The sequence below is a fragment of the Sphingomonas sp. STIS6.2 genome (genome assembly GCF_000732685.2).
In the GTDB taxonomy this organism is placed as follows: Bacteria; Pseudomonadota; Alphaproteobacteria; order Sphingomonadales; family Sphingomonadaceae; genus Sphingomonas; species Sphingomonas aerolata.
In genome coordinates this window covers 45,978-62,203 of record NZ_JPDP02000159.1, presented here as the reverse complement: position 1 = coordinate 62,203, position 16,226 = coordinate 45,978, and the positions used below count along the sequence as shown (strand labels likewise).

Here is a 16,226-nt window from a genome sequence, read left to right as displayed (position 1 = left end):
CGCTCGAAATTTGTGCCGCATTTTGAGCCATGAAGCGCTCTGCGGTCGAAGTGTGGTATCGGTATCAATGGACGAATTGTCTGACAAGTCATATTTTTGGCGGAGAATTCGGTTGATCTATAGCGCGGACCTGCAATTATACGACAAATTTGCCGCTTTGGCGAAGTTTGCGGTACCATAACGGGCACAGACCCGCGGAGAGGATTTCAATGCATATCGCCCCAGCCTGTGTCGTCACGCAGCCGTCCGACGATTCCCGCAGCACGGTATCGCCGGGCTGGTCGCGCCTGATCGCGCGATTTGCCATTGGGGTTTCGCTGGCGACGATTGCGACGAGCGGTTTTGCAGCGCCGATCGCGACGGTCGATCGCAACGGCAGCCTGGTTTCAGTCGAGGCCTATGCCCCCAACATCGTCCGCGTGACGATCGCGACCGACCGCGGGCAGGTCGACGCCCCCCCGGGCGACGGTCCCAACGCCAAGCCCAATGCCGCGGGCTGGACGCACCGCAACGACGCAGGCGCCGATATCTTCACGTCCGCCGCGCTGTCGCTTTCGGTCGATGCCAAGCCCTGGCCCAAGGCCCCCACGCAGATGGAGCGCTATTTCGCGCCATCGCTGCCGCCGGTGTCGGTGACGATCCGCAAGCCCGACGGCACGATGCTGACGCAGATGACCGGGTGGGAGATGGGGCCGCATACCGTCAACGGCGAAAAGACGTTCCGCGTCGGTGCAAGCTTCGCCTCCCCCGCCGACGAGCATTATTACGGGCTGGGCCAGAACCAGGAAGGCAAGATCGACCTGCGCGGCCGGACGATCGACTGCCGCCATAATTACGATGCGCCCGCAGGTGAGACGGTCTGCGTGCCGTTCATGGTCACCAACAAGGGCTATGGCATCGTCTGGGACAATCCATCCTCGACCGTCGTGTCCCCCGGCCTGCACAGTGCGACGCACTGGCAGTCGGACGTCGGCGAGCGCGTCTCGTTCTTCGTCATCACCGGCGCAACCACCGACGAGATCTATGCCGGCTACGCCACGCTGACCGGGACGACCCCGCTGCCGCCAAAGGCCGCGTTCGGGCTTATCCAGAGCAAGGCGCGGTACGAGACGGAGAAGGAACTGCTCGGCATCGCCGACGGGTATCGCAGCCGCGGCCTGCCGCTCGACATCATGGTGCTCGACTGGTTCTACTGGTCGCGCATGGGTCAGCTCGACATTGACCGCACCTATTTTCCCGACCCCAAGGGCATGAACGACAAGCTCAAGGCGATGGGGATGCACTCGATCATCAGCGTGTGGCCGCGGTTCGAAAAGGAATCGCGCTACTTCAATCTGCTGTCGAGCAAGTCCTGGCTGCTGAAGGACAAGGATGGCAACGCCGTCGACGGACTGCCGATCCGGTCCGATCGTGCCGGCGCGTTGCTCGACAGCACCAACCCCGATGCGCGCAACTGGTTCTGGGAGCGGATCCGCGACAACATCGCCAGCCAGGGCTTCGACTGGTTCTGGCTCGACGAGACCGAGCCCGATCTCGTGCCCGACGGCAGCTTCTATTCGATCGGTTCGGGCGACCGTTATCACAACGTCTTCCCGCTGCTGCACACGATGAGCGTCGCGGACGGGTCGGCACGGGATCGCCCCACCATGCGCAACCTGATCCTGTCGCGCGCCGCCTATCTGGGCGCCCAGCGCAATGGCGGGCTGTTCTGGTCGTCGGACATCAAGTCGACCTGGGAAGCGCTGCACCGGCAGGTGCCCGCCGGGCTCGGCTTCACCGCGAGCGGCATGGCCTATTGGGGCAGCGACATCGGCGGCTGGCAGTGGCCGAACGGGCCCAAGGCGACCCGTCCGGTGCTGCTCGATCCGGCAGGCGCGACCGCGATGGCGCCCGACTATGCGGATTATCCCGAGCTGTTCACACGCTGGTTCGCCTATAGCGTGTTCACGCCGACCTTGCGGATCCACGGCCAGCGCCCGGCCACTGCACTCTGGGAATATGGTACCGCGGCCGAACCGGTCCTCGCGAGCTTCCTGAAGCTGCGCTATTCGCTGATGCCGTACATCTATTCGCTCGGGCGCCACACCTATGAGAGCAATGCGCCGATGATGCGCGCGCTGTTCATGGATTTCCCGAACGATCCCAACGTCGCCGACATGGGCGATGAGTATATGTTCGGCCCCGCCTTCCTCGTCGCCCCCGTCACCGAACAGGGCAAGACCAGTCGCCAGGTCTATCTGCCGGCCGGGGCAGACTGGTATGATTACTGGACCAACCAGCGCTTTACCGGTGGGCAGACCGTCACCGCGAACGCAGCGATCGACCGGATCCCGCTGTTCGTGCGCGCCGGGTCGATCATTCCGATGGGCGTCCAGGTCCCGAGCACCGCGACGTCGCAGTCGCTTGAGGCCATTCGCGTCTATCCCGGCGCGGATGCCAGTTTCGCGCTCTACGACGACGATGGCGTGACCAACGACTATCGGACCAAGGGCGGCCGCAAGGCGACCCTCCGCTGGGACGACAAAAGCCGGCGCCTGACCGCGTCGGGCAAGCTGCCAACCGGGCAGGACGCCGCATCCCTGGTCCAGATCGTAGCACCGAAGTGATCGGTAGCCGCGTCACCGCACGGCTCCTGACCGGGTTGCCGACGGCAGCGGGCGCGCGCGTTGACGGCGCGCCCGCCAGATCCGTCGCAACTCCGTGAGCATCGATCTCAGCCGTCGTTCGGTTCTCGCCGGCATCGCTGCACTCGGACCCGCAACCCATGCGCTCGCACAGAGCCCGATGGGGCTGGCGCGGGGCCCCGTGCAGCCGACCTGGCAGTCGCTGGTCGATCACTATCGCTACCCCGAGTGGTTTCGAGATGCCAAGCTTGGCCTGTGGTCGCATTGGGGCCCGCAATCGGTGCCCGAGCAAGGTGACTGGTATGGGCGCTTCATGTATATGCAGGGCCATCCAGCGTACGAACATCACCTCAAGACCTATGGCCATCCGACCCGATCGGGGATGATGGAGGTGATGAACCGCTGGACCGCGGCGCGCTGGGATCCCGACGCGCTGATCGCCCGCTATGCCAGGGCGGGCGCGAAATATTTCGTCTCGCTCGCCAATCATCATGACAATCTCGACTGCTACGACAGTCGCTATCACGCGTGGAATTCGCTTCGCGTGGGGCCGAAGCGCGACGTCGTCGGCATCTGGGAGAAGGCAGCGCGCAAGGCTGGGCTGAAGTTCGGCGTCTCGAACCATGCGGCGCATAGCTGGCACTGGTATCAGACCGCTTATGGCTATGATCCGATCGGGCCGCGCAAGGGACAGCGCTACGACGCGTTCACGCTACGCGCCGCCGATGGCCGTGGCACATGGTGGGACGGGCTCGATCCGCAACAGCTCTATACGGGCGCGCACGCGGTCCTGCCGAACGGCATCGACACGATAGCGGCGATGAACGCCTGGCACGATGCGCATGACGGCCAGTGGATCGAGACCCCGCCGCCGAACGACCCGTCCTATGCCGCGAAATGGCTGCTGCGGCAGACCGACCTGATCGACAAGTACAAGCCGGACTTCTGCTATTTCGACGATTACGAGCTGCCGTTCGGCCCGATCGGGCTCCAGGCGGCGGCGGATTACTATAATCGGTCGATCGCCTGGCACGGCAAGATCGATGTCGTGCTGACCGCCAAGCAGTTGAAGCCCTATGCCCGGTTTGGCCTGGTGCAGGACGTCGAACGCGGCTTCACCGACCATCTGTGGGACGAGCCGTGGCAGACCGATACATGTATCGGCGACTGGTTCTACAATGTCGCGCGCCTGAACGACAAAAGCTACAAGACCGCCGAACAGGTCATCCAGCGGCTTGCCGACGTGGTGTCGAAGAACGGCAATCTGCTGCTCTCGATCCCGCAGCCCGGGGACGGCTCGATCGACGGCGAGGAGGAGAATATTCTCGACGGCATGAGCCGCTGGATCGCGATCAACGACGAGGCGATCTTCGGCTCGCGACCGTGGCGGATCTACGGCGAAGGCCCGACCAAGCTGCAGACGGGCATGCAGAACGAGCAGTCTGCGGGGGTGTTCACGCCGCGCGACGTGCGCTTCACCACGAACAAGGGCGCGCTCTATGCGCTGTTCCTCGGCTGGCCACGCGGCGACGTGACGATCGAGGCCCTTGCACGCCACCGCTTCGCCGACGGCGTCGTCGAGCGCGTAACGTTGCTCGGCGGCGACCGCATAGCGCACCGCCGCGACCCGCACGGCCTGCATTTCGCAATGCCCGCCGACCGCGGCGACGGCTTCGTTCCGGTCGTAAAAATCGAGGGCCGCGGCCTGATCTAGGGCGTCGCGTTTCTCGGGGCTCGGCCATTGCTCCCCGTTGAGCGGACGTTCGAAGATCGAATACGCGGTCGCCACCAGCTTCCCAGCCAGTTATATCCGGAGAAACCTGGGTAGCGCAGCGCCAAACGTCTTGGCGGGGCGGGATGAAAGGATGACGAGGGGTGAGCAATCTGGACTGGGCGCGCCCGCTTGCCGAGCGTGCGCGGGTGGACTCAGCGACGTTCGAAGCCGAAATCCTCAACCGTGGTGAGCCGGTCGTCGTGCGTGGTCAGGTCTCCACCTGGCCGTCGGTTGCGGCAGCGAGCGGCGGCGCCCAGAGCGCGGCGCATTATATGGAGAAGTTCGACGGCGGCGTCCCCGTTCAGGTGATGGCGGGGCGGCCGGAGATACAAGGCCGCTTCTTCTACGACGACGCCGTCCAGGGCTTCAACTTCACGCGTCAGATGGTTCCGTTGCGGTTGCTGTTGTCGGAATTGCTTCGTTTTGCGAACGATCCTGCGGCGCCCGTCCTCTATGCTGGCTCCGCACCAACCGGACAGCTCCTGCCCGGCTGGAGCGAGGCAAACCCGCTCGACCTGACGCTACCGGGCGCGAAGGCGCGGGTGTGGATTGGCAACGCGACCCGAATCTCGACGCACTACGACGGCTCAGCGAACCTCGCGTGCGTCGTGGCAGGCCGTCGCCGCTTCGTCCTGTTCCCACCCGAACAGCTCGAAAATCTCTATGTCGGGCCGCTCGATCATACGATGGCGGGGCAGCCGGCGAGCATGGTCGACCCCGATGAGCCCGACCTGGAACGCTACCCACGCTTTGCCGAAGCAATGCGCCATGCGCTGGTCGCGGACCTGGGACCAGGCGACGCGATCTTCATTCCGGCACTCTGGTGGCACAATGTGCGCTCGTACGAGCCGCTCAACATATTGGTGAATTATTGGGCCGAAGGGCACGAGGCCACGAGTCCGTTTACCGCGATGATCCATGCGCTGATGGCGGTACGCGACCTACCGCCGCGCGAACGCGCGGTCTGGCAGAAATGGTTCGATCACTATGCCTTCGACGACGCGGCCGGCGGGGTTGCCGATCACCTGCCCGAGGCAGCACGCGGCGTGCTCGGGGCGGCGTCGCCATCGCGGACGGATCGCATCAAGCAGTATCTGCTCCACGCACTAGGCGCGCGATAAGCCCTCCCGGCGTCACCTCTGCCGGCCGGGCGTCAAACCGCAGGGCGACCGATCTGGTCAAGGAACTGCTGGTGCGACGGCATGCGGCCGACCGCCAGCCGCATCGCATTTGCGATGTGCGCCATGCGCTTGTCGAGTTCGTTTTCGGGCAGCAGATCGGCGAGCGGATGGTAGCGCCGGGGGACAAGCCCCTGCCCGTGCATGACCGCGAGCCAGCTCGTCTCGCTGAACAGTTCATTGTCGTGGCGATATAGCCGGCCATTCTCGCGAAATATCGCGATGCGCTCTTCGAGCGACGTGGGCAACGCCATGCTCCGGCAGTACCGCCACAGCGGCGAATCATCGCGGGTCGTGGTGGCATAATGCAGGATGATGAAGTCGCGCACCTGCTCATATTCGACGCGCGTGCGGCGATTATAATAGTCGATGTCGTGCTGGTTAAAGCGACGATCCGGAAAGTTGGTCAGCAGGCGCGCAATGGCTGACTGGATCAGGTGGATCGATGTCGATTCGAGCGGTTCGAGAAAGCCGCTCGCGAGACCGAGCGCCACGACGTTGCGGTCCCAGGCCTTGTGCCGGACGCCGGCCTTGAACTTCAGGAAGTTGGGCTCCGACAGAGGATCACCGTCGAGCGCGGCGTTGAGCCCAGCGAGCGCTGCATCATCGCTCAGGTGATCGGAACAGTACACGTAGCCGTTGCCGGTGCGGGACTGGAGCGGGATGCGCCATTGCCAGCCGGCCGCCTTGGCGGTGGCCCGGGTGTACGGAAGCGGGTCGGTGGTCCGGCGGCAGGCGCGCGCCACCGCGCGATCGCAGGGCAGCCAATGGCTCCAATCCTCGAAGCCGGCGCCAAGCGCTTCGCTGATCAGGAGGCCGCGAAAGCCCGAACAGTCGATGAACAGGTCGCCCGCAACGCGGCTGCCGTCCTCCAGTGTCACCGCCTGGACATGACCATTGCTGCTGTCGAGGGCGACATCGACGATACGCCCTTCGGTGCGCCGCACGCCACCGGCCTCGGCCCGCTCGCGCAGGTAGCGGGCGTAGAGCGATGCGTCGAACTGGAACGCGTAACTGATCGTCCCGAGCGGCGAGCCGGCGCGGCTGTGATCGGGACGCTGAAAACGCTGGGCCCGCGCGGCATCGGCGCCGATGCTGAAGCGGTCCAGTTCGAGGGTCCCGCCGAGCTGGGCCTGACGAAGCCAGAAATGATGGAAGTGCAAACCCTCCATTTCCTGACCATAGGTGCCAAACGGATGAAAATAGCGGTCGCCGATGCGACCCCAATCGACGAACTCGATCCCCAGCTTGAACGTCGCGGCCGTGCGGCGGACGAAGTCGTCCTCGTCGATCCCGAGCAGCCGATTGAAATATTGCAGGTGCGGGATGGTCGCTTCGCCGACGCCGACCGTGCCGATCGCCTCCGATTCGATCAGCTCGATCTCGACCGCGTGGCCCAGGACGCGGGACAGGGCTGCAGCCGCCATCCAGCCGGCGGTGCCGCCACCGACCACCACGATCCTGCGAATGGCAAGTTCGTCCATCGCTCAGCCCTCCGTCGCGGCGCAGTAGGACGCGATGAAGCTAGCATGTGTCGGCATGCGCGATGCAGCGTCCTTCATCGCCGACGCCATGGACTGCAGGCTGTTCGCCACGTCGCGCGCGGGCAGCGCCGCGACGATCGGATCGCATCGTTTGGGCATGATTCCCTGGCCCAGCATCACCGCCACCCAGCTCGGGCGGGCAAAAAGCTCGTCATCATAGCGGAAGATGCGCCCCGTTTCGCGGAACAGCTCCATCTTGTGCTGGAGGCTGTCCGGCACGCTCATGCTCCGGCAATAACGCCAGAACGGCGTATCGTCCCTGTTCGTCGCGACATAGTGCAGCACGATAAAGTCGCGCACCTGCTCGAATTTCTTCTGCATGTAACGATTATATTCTACTCGGAGTATATCGGGCATATCCCCGTTGGGAAACAGCGAGATGAAGCGGCTGATTCCTTCCTGGATCAGATACAGCGACGTCGACTCAAGCGGCTCCAGAAAACCAGCGGCAAGCCCGATCGCGATACAATTGCCGCGCCAGAACTGCCGCCGATGCCCCGCCTTGAAACGGATCGAGCGGGGCACTGCGAGAAGCGCGCCCTCGACCCCCTTGCGCAGGACCCTCTCCGCTTCGTCATCGTCCATGAAGCTTCGACTGTAGATATGGCCATTGCCCACGCGGCGTTGCGTCGGGATCCGCCACTGCCAACCGGCGGGGCGCGCCGTGGACCGGGTATAGGCCGGGGGCGGTCCGACATGCGCGCTCGGCACCGCCAGCGCGCTGTCGCACGGCAGCCACGCGCTCCAGTCGACGAAATCGATGTCGAGCGTCTGCCCGGTCAGCAGCGCGCGAAATCCCGTGCAGTCGAAGAAGAAGTCGCCCTTGACCTGCGCACCCGAGTCCATCGTTACGGCGGTGATGCCGTCGCCCTGCGCGGTCCGGTGAACCTCTTTCACCACGCCCTCGATGCGCTTGACGCCCCGCTTCTCGGCGTAACACCGCAGATATCGCGCGTAGAGCGTCGCATCGAAGTGATAGGCATAGCGAAGATGCGAGAACACCGATCGCGGGTTCGGGTCGGGCAGGGCGAAGCGACCGGCGCCGGCGGCCACCGCGGAGAGGCTGTAGTCCTCGATCGGTGCAGTGCCGCCATCCTTTCTGAGGCGCAGCCAGTATTGGTGGAAGTCGATCCCCTCCATGTCGACACCGTGCTGGCCAAAGGGGTGAATGTAGCGGTCGCCCTTGTGACCCCAGTCGACGAACTCGATCCCAAGTTTGAACGTCGCCTCGGTGGCACGCATGAACTCGGCTTCGCTGATGCCGAGCATCTGGTTGAAGACCAGCATGTCCGGAATGGTGGCCTCTCCAACACCAACGGTGCCGATCGCATCGGACTCGATGACCGTGATCGAAACGTCCTTGCTTTCGACAAGGCTGGAAAGCGCGGCGGCGGTCATCCAGCCGGCCGAGCCGCCACCGACGATGACGATGGATCCTAGGGGGGCCTGCGTCATTTTCGTGGATCCTGGCGGAGATAGCGTTCCAGCTGCGTCATATAGACGTGGTTCGACGGCAACGCGGCGGCGGCAGTCGCGACCTGCTGTGCCGCATCGTCGAGATAGCGGCGGACCCGTCTGGCATCGGCGCGGTCCGCCAGGCGATCATGGCGTCGCGGACGTCGCCCGATACCGAAGTGCATAATCAGCCAGTCCTCGGGATGAAAGGGCTCGAGATCGTAGGAGACGAGCAACCCGCGTTCGGCGAACATTGCGAGCTTGTGCTCGAGTTCCGCGTCCGGCGTGTCGCGCGCCGCGCGCCAGAAGTCGCTGTCCGGCAGGGCGGACGTTTCGAGAAGCGCGCGGGTGAAGCGCATCGCATGATCGTGATCCTCGCCATGCCTGCGGTTATATTCGCGTTCTTCGACGGTCATCGACGCAGTCGAAACGGGGATCAGCGTCATCAGCCGTTCGATGTCGCGTTCGAGCAGCATCATGGGCGCCGGCGTGAGGGGCTCGACGATGCCGGCCGCGTGTCCGATACCGACACAGTTCCCCGCCCAGGCGCGTCGGCGCCGCCCGAGCGTCGCAGACGTGCTCAGCTTGCCTATCGTGTTGCACGACGCAGTTGCATCGGAGACCGTCAGCGATCGCGTCGATCCGCGCAGCGGCGTCTGTGCCGCCCAGCCCTGGTAGTGAAACGAAACGCTGCGAACGGGCGGGCCGAGCCGGGCCTCGGCCACGTCGTCTGCGGAGATCTGCAGCGCGCGCCCGCCCAGCCACGCGGGATCGAGCCGGGACAGGAGTTCGGCCGACGGTCCGCTGCAATCGAGATACAGGTCGGCCGTCACCATGTCGGCACCATCGAGTGCGATGCCGGTGATCGCGCCGTCGCCCACCGCGACCCGGGTCAGCGCCCCCTTCAGATGGTGGATGCGGCCGGGCGGTACGGCAGCGGCGAAACACCGGGCGTGGCTTGCCGGGTCGAAATGGTAACCATATTCCGCACGCGCCAGCGGCTGCTGACCGACAGCACCAGGTGATCGCGGGGGATGCGCAAACGTGCCCCGGCTTCCGGCGACTGCACCGAGAAGAAACGGGTCAAGCCGCGTCATGCCCTGTTGTACCAGATACTGGTGCATCAGGACGCCGTCGATCACCGGCAGCGTCAGGTTGAAGCACTGGATCCAGGATCGCCCGCCTTCGGCCCAGTGCACATATTTGCTGCCCCAGGAAAAGGCGGCGGAACTGCCGAGCACGAGCGCGGGCTCGGTGACACCGGCCGCCAGATTGAACGCATAGCTGCCTGGACCGGAGACGGTGCCGTAGAAGAGGTCGGTGCACCGGTGATCGCTATCGATCTCTGCAAAGGTGATCCGCACGGTGTCCGGGAGCTGGCGCGCAAGCGTCGCCACCGTCATCCAGGCGGCAAGTCCTCCACCGCAGACCATGATGTGACTGACACCGTTTCCGTGGGTAAACGCAGCAGGTGACCCCGGTGCGCCGATCAAGCCCCGGCAACGGCCAGACGCGCCGCTCCTCCGCTTTCCCGGATAAACGCGGTGTGCTCGGGTGTCCGCCGTACCGCAGCATCTACCTTCGCGCGCACGTCCGATGCTTTGGCCGTCAGGGCATCGACGCTCATGTTCTCGACGCGCGGATCATGCCGCTCGGGAACGAGATTCTGACCCAGGAACACTGCGACCCAGCTCGGCGACAGGAAAAGGCCGAACTCGTACTGGATCAGGTGACCGCGGCTACGCCACGCGTCGATCCGCTCGGATAGACTGTCGGGCAAGCGGAGATTTCGGAAATGCCGCCACATCTCACTGTCGTCGCGTTGCGTCGCGACATAATGCAGCAGCAGGAAGTCGCGAATGCGCTCATAGTGGAGGCCTATGCGGCGGTTATATTCCGCGATGTCGCGCGCCGCGAATCCCTTGTCCGGGAAGACCGCGAGCAGTTCGGTGATGCCATCCTGGATCAGGTTGATCGACGTCGACTCGAGCGGCTCGAGGAAGCCGCCTGCCAGCCCGATCGCCACGACGTTCTTTTTCCAGAACTCGCGCCGCCGACCCGTCGTGAACGACAGTCGGCGCGGCTCTGCCTGCATCGGTGCGTCAAGCCCCGCAACGAGCTGATCATGTGCCTCGTCATCGGAAATGAAGCTGCTGCAATAGACATGGCCGTTGCCGACACGGTGTTGCAGTGGGATCCGCCACTGCCACCCAGCGGTGCGTGCGGTCGCCCGGGTGAACGGGCGCAGCGCGCCATTGCTCTGCGTCGGGACCGCAATCGCCCGATTGCACGGCAGCCATGCGCTCCAATCGTCATAGCCGCTCTGCAGGGCGGTCTCGATCAGCAGTCCACGAAATCCGGAGCAGTCGATGAACAGGTCGGCGGATATCGTCGTGCCGTTCGTCAGCACGACATCGCGCACAAAGCCGGTTTCACCGTCCTGTACGACCCTGACCACCCTCCCCTCGGTGCGCGACACCCCCCTTTTCTCGGCAAAGCCTCGGAGAAATCGCGCATAGAGCCCCGCGTCGAACTGATAGGCATAACCGAATGTCGACTCGACGGCGTCCAGGTCACCAGAGGGCCGTCGAAAGCGGCCCTGCTCCGCGGCGATGACCGGGTAACTATATTCGTCGATCCGGCTCCGGTCTCCCGATTGGCGCAGCTTCAGCCAGTATTGATAGAACGGTACGTCGTTGGTCGTCGGCCCGAAATCACCGAACGGGTGAATATATCGATCGCCGCGGCGGCCCCAGTCGCAAAACTCGATGCCCAGCTTGTAGGTGGCCTCCGTCGCCCGCATCATTTCCGCTTCGTCGATGCCGAGCGCGAGGTTGAATGCTCGAATATGCGGCAGCGTCGCTTCGCCAACGCCCACGGTGCCGATCTCGTCCGACTCGACCAAGGTGATCGCTATCGGGAGCCCCGCCAGCTTGGCCGCCAGGGCGGCCGCGGCCATCCATCCTGCGGTGCCGCCGCCGACAATGCAGATGCTGCTAATGTCAGACTGTTCTGCCACGAACGTCCACCACGTATCTTGCGGGTGCACCACAATATGGCATCGCCGCTGCCCCTCCTGTTCCCCGCGCCTATTGGCGCCTTACGCTTGATTAAAGCCTGAGGGCGGGAAGGCAAGCGCGGTTGTACGCGACAGCAAGTGATTAGAATGACAAGCCTTCTGTCCAATATTCAGGCCTTGATTGTCGCAGAAAGCGGACGTAGCTTTACTCTTACATTTGACGACCGGTCGTGATGAAGAGCTCAAAAGCTTAAATCACTCAGAAGCTGGCGCAGGTGAGGAGGAAGCCCGGAACAAACCGGACAAAGAGGGGATGCTGTGATGCAAAATTCGGTTTTTCCGGCGTTATCAAGCTCGACCAAGCGCTTTCTGCTTTCAACTTCGGCGCTCTCGATAGCGTTGATCGGGTCACCAGCCATGGCCCAGACGGTTTCGTCACCGGCAAACGAGCAGACCTCGCCGCCGAAATCCGGTTTGCCGGATACCGACCCGGCGACCGCGCCTCAGACGACCGAGCTCGACGAGACGACGACCGAGGACATCGTCGTAAGGGGCATCCGCGCCGCACTCGAAAGCGCGAAAGACATCAAGCGCAACGCCGACACGGTCGTCGACTCGATCACAGCCTCCGACATCGCCACCTTGCCCGATCTGTCGGTGGCAGAGGCGCTCGGGCGCGTCCCGGGCGTGACGATCTCGCGGTTCGCGACCGGCGGCGCGTCACCCGACTTCCCCTCACCCGAAGGCCAGGGCAACCTGATCCGCGGCCTGGGCTTTGTCCGCTCCGAGTTCAACGGGCGCGACGCGTTCAGCGCCAATGGCGGGCGCGTGCTCGATTTTTCGAGTATTCCGCCCGAGCTTATCGGCGCAGTCGATGTGTACAAGAACCAGACGGCCGATCTCATCGAGGGCGGCATCAGCGGCACGATCAACCTGCGCACCCTGGAACCGTTCGATCGCCAGAAGCCGTTTCTGGCGATCTCGGCGGACAATACCTACACCGACCTTCGCAAAAAGTCGTCGCCGTCGGGCAGCATCACGGGCGGCAGCAGATGGAAGACGGGGATCGGCGAATTCGGCGTGGTAGCGTCGGTTTCACGGTCAAAGCTGAGTTCGCGTATCAACGGCTGGCAGCAGAATTCGCCGTTTCCACGCGTGCTCGACGCAACCGGCAATGTTCCGCAGACAAGCCTGACCGGCGCGGCGAAGCTGTCCGAGTTCACCGGCGTCGATCCGTCACGCATCCTTGGTACGACGCCGGGATTTCAGTTGCGTACGAACGATGTCGATCGTGATCGTCGAAGCTATTACGGCGCACTGCAGTGGAAGAATGACACGCTGCAACTCACGGCCAAGTATATCCGGGTTGAGGAGGACACGGACAGCATCGAGCGGACGTTCGAGTGGTTCCCCGAGCACGATACGGGCACGACGGCGGGGATCAGCAACCTCAGCGTGAAGCCTGGTTTCGGGTCCGACGGTGTCGCGATGTGCAGCGGCGCGGGCGGCTTCCCCTCGAACCCGGGCGACTGCGAGACGCTGATCCCGATCCGCCGCGGTCTGATGGAGTCGGGTTTCGTCACGAACAGGATCGATGCCTGGACGGGCGCGGTCGGATCGCCGGTCGGATCGCTCGGCATCGGCAGGACGGAAGAAAGCAAGACCGAGGATTTCAGCCTCAATCTGCGGTGGCAGCCGACCGAACGCCTGCTGGTGACGGTCGACGGGCAATATACCAAGGCAAGCGCACGGCAGCGTCAGATCTGGGGCGGCTTCAACACCTATCTCGACTGGCAGATTGCGCCCGATCTCGATAACCCGCGGATCGCCTTTTCGGTCAACCCGGCCCATCGCTTCAATCCGGGCAATACGCGCTTCAGCGGTGACAGCGATGCCAATCCGCTCGCGTCGCCGACATCGTCCGGCGATCTGAACGGCGCGACCTGGCAATTTGCGGCCGACCAGTTCCAGGTCGGCAAGGGCGATCTCTACGCCTTCCGTGCCGATACCGCGTACGACGTGTCGGGGAGTGACGGCCTTGCCGGCTGGTTCGACAGCGTCAAATTCGGCGGTCGCTACTCCGAGCGGAGCCAGACGAACTCGGAAATGGCGCTGAACTGGGGTGCCATTTCGCCTGCATGGGATGGTCGCGGCGGTTACGGCGTGGTCGGCACCTTTCAGGAGCCCACCAAGGCTGCAGAAGCCATTAGCTTCGCCAACTTCTTCCGGGGCGGCGTGGTCGAAGGGCCGAACCAGACCTTCGTCTTTGCGAACTCCGCACTTCTCAACGACTATTCCGCATTCCGCAAATATCTGAACGCAGAGCCGCAGCTGGCCAACGGCAATTACAACTGGGTGCCCAGGGGTACGGACGACGGCAGTAAATTCGGGGTCCCCATATTCCGCCCCGAGGACACGTCCAATATCACGGAGCAGACGGCGAACGCGTACGCTCGCCTTGATCTCAAGCACGAGTTCGACAACGGCATGTCGATCGCCGCAAACTTCGGCGTCCGATACGTCCGCACCAAATTGCGATCGACCGGGTTCCAGGCGTTCCGGCCATTCGTGGCCGATGCCCAGACACCCGCGTTTGCCGACACCGATGGCGATGGCGTTCTTGAGCGGACCAGAACCGATGATGCGGAGAGCCGCGACGATCCCGCGGACTTCCTGCCCCAGTCAATCGCGTACGGGGCTCAGGCGGCTGTACCGATCAGCTTCAAGCAGACCAACGAGAACTGGCTTCCGTCCTTTAACCTGCGCTGGAATGTCGACTCGCAGCAACTCGTGCGGTTCGCGTACAGCAAGGGGCTGAGCCGGCCGAACGTACAGGACCTGCGCGCGTCGCAGGAATATGTCGTGACCACGAACCGCGTAAACTTCCCGCCGATCACCGATGAGAATGACCCGTTATTCGGCATTGATCGTGGTGCCCAGAACATCACGGCAGGCGACATCCGCGTAAATCGCGGAAATCCGCTGCTGCGACCGACCACGGCCGACAGCTTCGATCTCTCGATCGAGCGCTATTTCCGCGGGGGATATTTCTCCGTCGCCGGATTCTACAAGAGCTTGTCCAATATCGTCACGAATGGCGATCTGGCGTTGGGAACGACGACGCTTGACGGGCAGACGGTCAATATCATCTACAATGGTCAGGTGAATCAGGCCAAAGCGAAGGTCAAAGGCATCGAGGTCAGCTACCAGCAGTTCTTCGACAAGTTGCCGGGCGTGCTGAGCCATCTCGGCTTCCAGGGAAACTATACCTATATCGACTCGTCGACGACACCGCCTGCGAACGGCGTCGACAGTGATGGCGACGGGAATGTCGATGACCAGACGACCTTTTTCCGGTTCGGCGTCGATGATCTTCTCGGACAATCCGATCACATCCTCAACGTGGTCGGAATCTATCAGGACTCCGCGCTCGAGATGCGTCTGGCGTATAACTGGCGGTCGAAATATCTCACGACTTACCGCGACTATGTGACGGGCAACCCTGTCTACAACTCAGCGGCCGGGTTCCTTGACGCTTCGGTTCGATACAGGATCGGCCCCCTGACGCTGCGCACGTCCGTCGCCAACATCCTCGACACGAAGAGCAAGGCGCGCGTGCAGATCGATCAGAGCGGACAATTGTATGATCGGTTCAGTTTCCTGAACGATCGGCGAATCGTCTTCGGCATCCTGTTGCAGTATTGAGGCTATGCGATCGGGACGGTCGAAACCGTCCCGATCTTCTTTCGTGATGGAGGGCATGATGAAATATGCAGTCCTGATAGTAGCGGCGCTGATCTGCACCCCGGCTGCTGCGCAAAAGGGGTATAAGGCAGCGAAGGCGGCAAGTGACGTTGGTTATCAGTCGTCCGTTGCCGCCGACGGCAGGGTGACCATCGTCTACACCGGCGCAAAAGGCGCAAAGCCCGATGATGTCGCCAAATTCGCCATGTTGCGGGCGGCGGAACTCACCCAGGATGCGGGTAAGGAGTGGTTCGCAGTCATCAAGGCCGAGACGCGCGACCTTGCTGCCGGTGGCGGCTCTGACCTGCGCGACAAAACCGGCCCGAGCTTCTCTACAGGGACCGGCGCCAGCGCTTCGATGGGGTCGGCCAGTCAGGCGGGCAGCCCTCCCGGGGTGGCCGATGCAGCCGTACCCAATGGCCCTACGACGGGTGGTTTTGGCGGCGGTGACGTTCCCTACCAGGTGCTGGAACGCTGGCGTCCGAGCCAGTCTGCGCAGACCACGGTCGTGATCCAGATGGGATCGGGCGATCAGGCCTCGTTTCCAGGGCTCACTACGCAGCCGACGATATACGCTGCTACGGACGTGATCGAACAGATACGGGGAAAACGCAAATAACGAGCAGCGTGCCGATCGGACACCCTCGATCGACCGGTACACTGGTCGCTAACACCCCCCCTTGGGGCGGCGCACGGCCGCCCCGTTTTTTCGTCGGGCGCTAGCTCGGTCGGGTCGGGCCTCTCAGACTTTTGGCGCTCGACTATTAGCGATTCTGACAAACCTATTCGCGAAAATGCCAGCGAGCGCCGGATGTGACGCGTCCCCGTTTTTTCCTTTATCTGGAGCCAGAATCCGCATCCGGAATGGACGGGTGAAGCAGCATATCA

At 63.4% G+C, this 16,226-nt stretch carries 10 protein-coding genes; 5 read left to right on the top strand and 5 right to left on the bottom strand.

All coding sequences use genetic code 11. The features are described 5' to 3' along the window. Positions 1–209 precede the first annotated feature (209 nt). The 3 genes from sphst_RS15300 (at position 210) to sphst_RS15290 (ending at position 5,519) form a co-directional block, all read left to right on the top strand. Positions 210–2,606: a glycoside hydrolase family 31 protein gene (locus sphst_RS15300; protein ID WP_081877541.1), complete on the top strand. Its 2,397-nt coding sequence runs from the start codon at positions 210–212 to the stop codon at positions 2,604–2,606. Positions 2,607–2,706: 100 nt separating this feature from the next. Further along, positions 2,707–4,338 (top strand): alpha-L-fucosidase, encoded by a 1,632-nt coding sequence (locus sphst_RS15295; protein ID WP_031394057.1) that lies wholly within the window; start codon positions 2,707–2,709, stop codon positions 4,336–4,338. 161 nt (positions 4,339–4,499) lie between these two features. Continuing rightward, the gene (locus sphst_RS15290; protein ID WP_043156820.1) at positions 4,500–5,519 is read left to right on the top strand and encodes a cupin-like domain-containing protein; all 1,020 of its coding nucleotides are present in this window, start codon (positions 4,500–4,502) and stop codon (positions 5,517–5,519) included. 32 nt (positions 5,520–5,551) lie between these two features. On the opposite strand, the gene sphst_RS15285 is transcribed toward sphst_RS15290, so the two are convergent. The 5 genes from sphst_RS15285 to sphst_RS21360 all read right to left on the bottom strand — a co-directional run bounded on the left by sphst_RS15285 (position 5,552) and on the right by sphst_RS21360 (position 12,013). Next, positions 5,552–7,060, bottom strand: a complete 1,509-nt coding sequence (locus tag sphst_RS15285) for a tryptophan halogenase family protein (protein ID WP_031394059.1) — start codon at positions 7,058–7,060, stop codon at positions 5,552–5,554. 3 nt (positions 7,061–7,063) lie between these two features. Then, a complete protein-coding gene (locus sphst_RS15280; protein ID WP_031394060.1) occupies positions 7,064–8,575 on the bottom strand; it encodes a tryptophan halogenase family protein in 1,512 nt (503 codons plus the stop codon). After that, positions 8,572–10,008 (bottom strand): tryptophan 7-halogenase, encoded by a 1,437-nt coding sequence (locus tag sphst_RS15275; RefSeq protein WP_031394061.1) that lies wholly within the window; start codon positions 10,006–10,008, stop codon positions 8,572–8,574. The genes sphst_RS15280 and sphst_RS15275 overlap by 4 nt, the downstream gene beginning before the upstream one ends. Before the next feature lie 56 nt (positions 10,009–10,064). Beyond that, positions 10,065–11,594 carry a tryptophan halogenase family protein gene (locus sphst_RS15270; RefSeq protein ID WP_031394062.1) on the bottom strand — a complete coding sequence of 510 codons (1,530 nt, stop codon included), beginning with the start codon at positions 11,592–11,594 and terminating at the stop codon, positions 10,065–10,067. Positions 11,595–11,836: 242 nt separating this feature from the next. Continuing rightward, the gene (locus tag sphst_RS21360; protein ID WP_197975285.1) at positions 11,837–12,013 is read right to left on the bottom strand and encodes a hypothetical protein; all 177 of its coding nucleotides are present in this window, start codon (positions 12,011–12,013) and stop codon (positions 11,837–11,839) included. Here sphst_RS21360 and sphst_RS15265 point away from each other — a divergent pair. Then, positions 12,012–15,299 carry a TonB-dependent receptor gene (locus sphst_RS15265; RefSeq protein WP_051916364.1) on the top strand — a complete coding sequence of 1,096 codons (3,288 nt, stop codon included), beginning with the start codon at positions 12,012–12,014 and terminating at the stop codon, positions 15,297–15,299. The genes sphst_RS21360 and sphst_RS15265 overlap by 2 nt on opposite strands. Positions 15,300–15,357: 58 nt before the next feature. Continuing rightward, entirely contained in the window at positions 15,358–15,957 is a 600-nt protein-coding gene (locus sphst_RS15260; RefSeq protein WP_159043672.1) for a CC0125/CC1285 family lipoprotein, read from the top strand. The last annotated feature ends 269 nt before the right edge of the window (positions 15,958–16,226 follow it).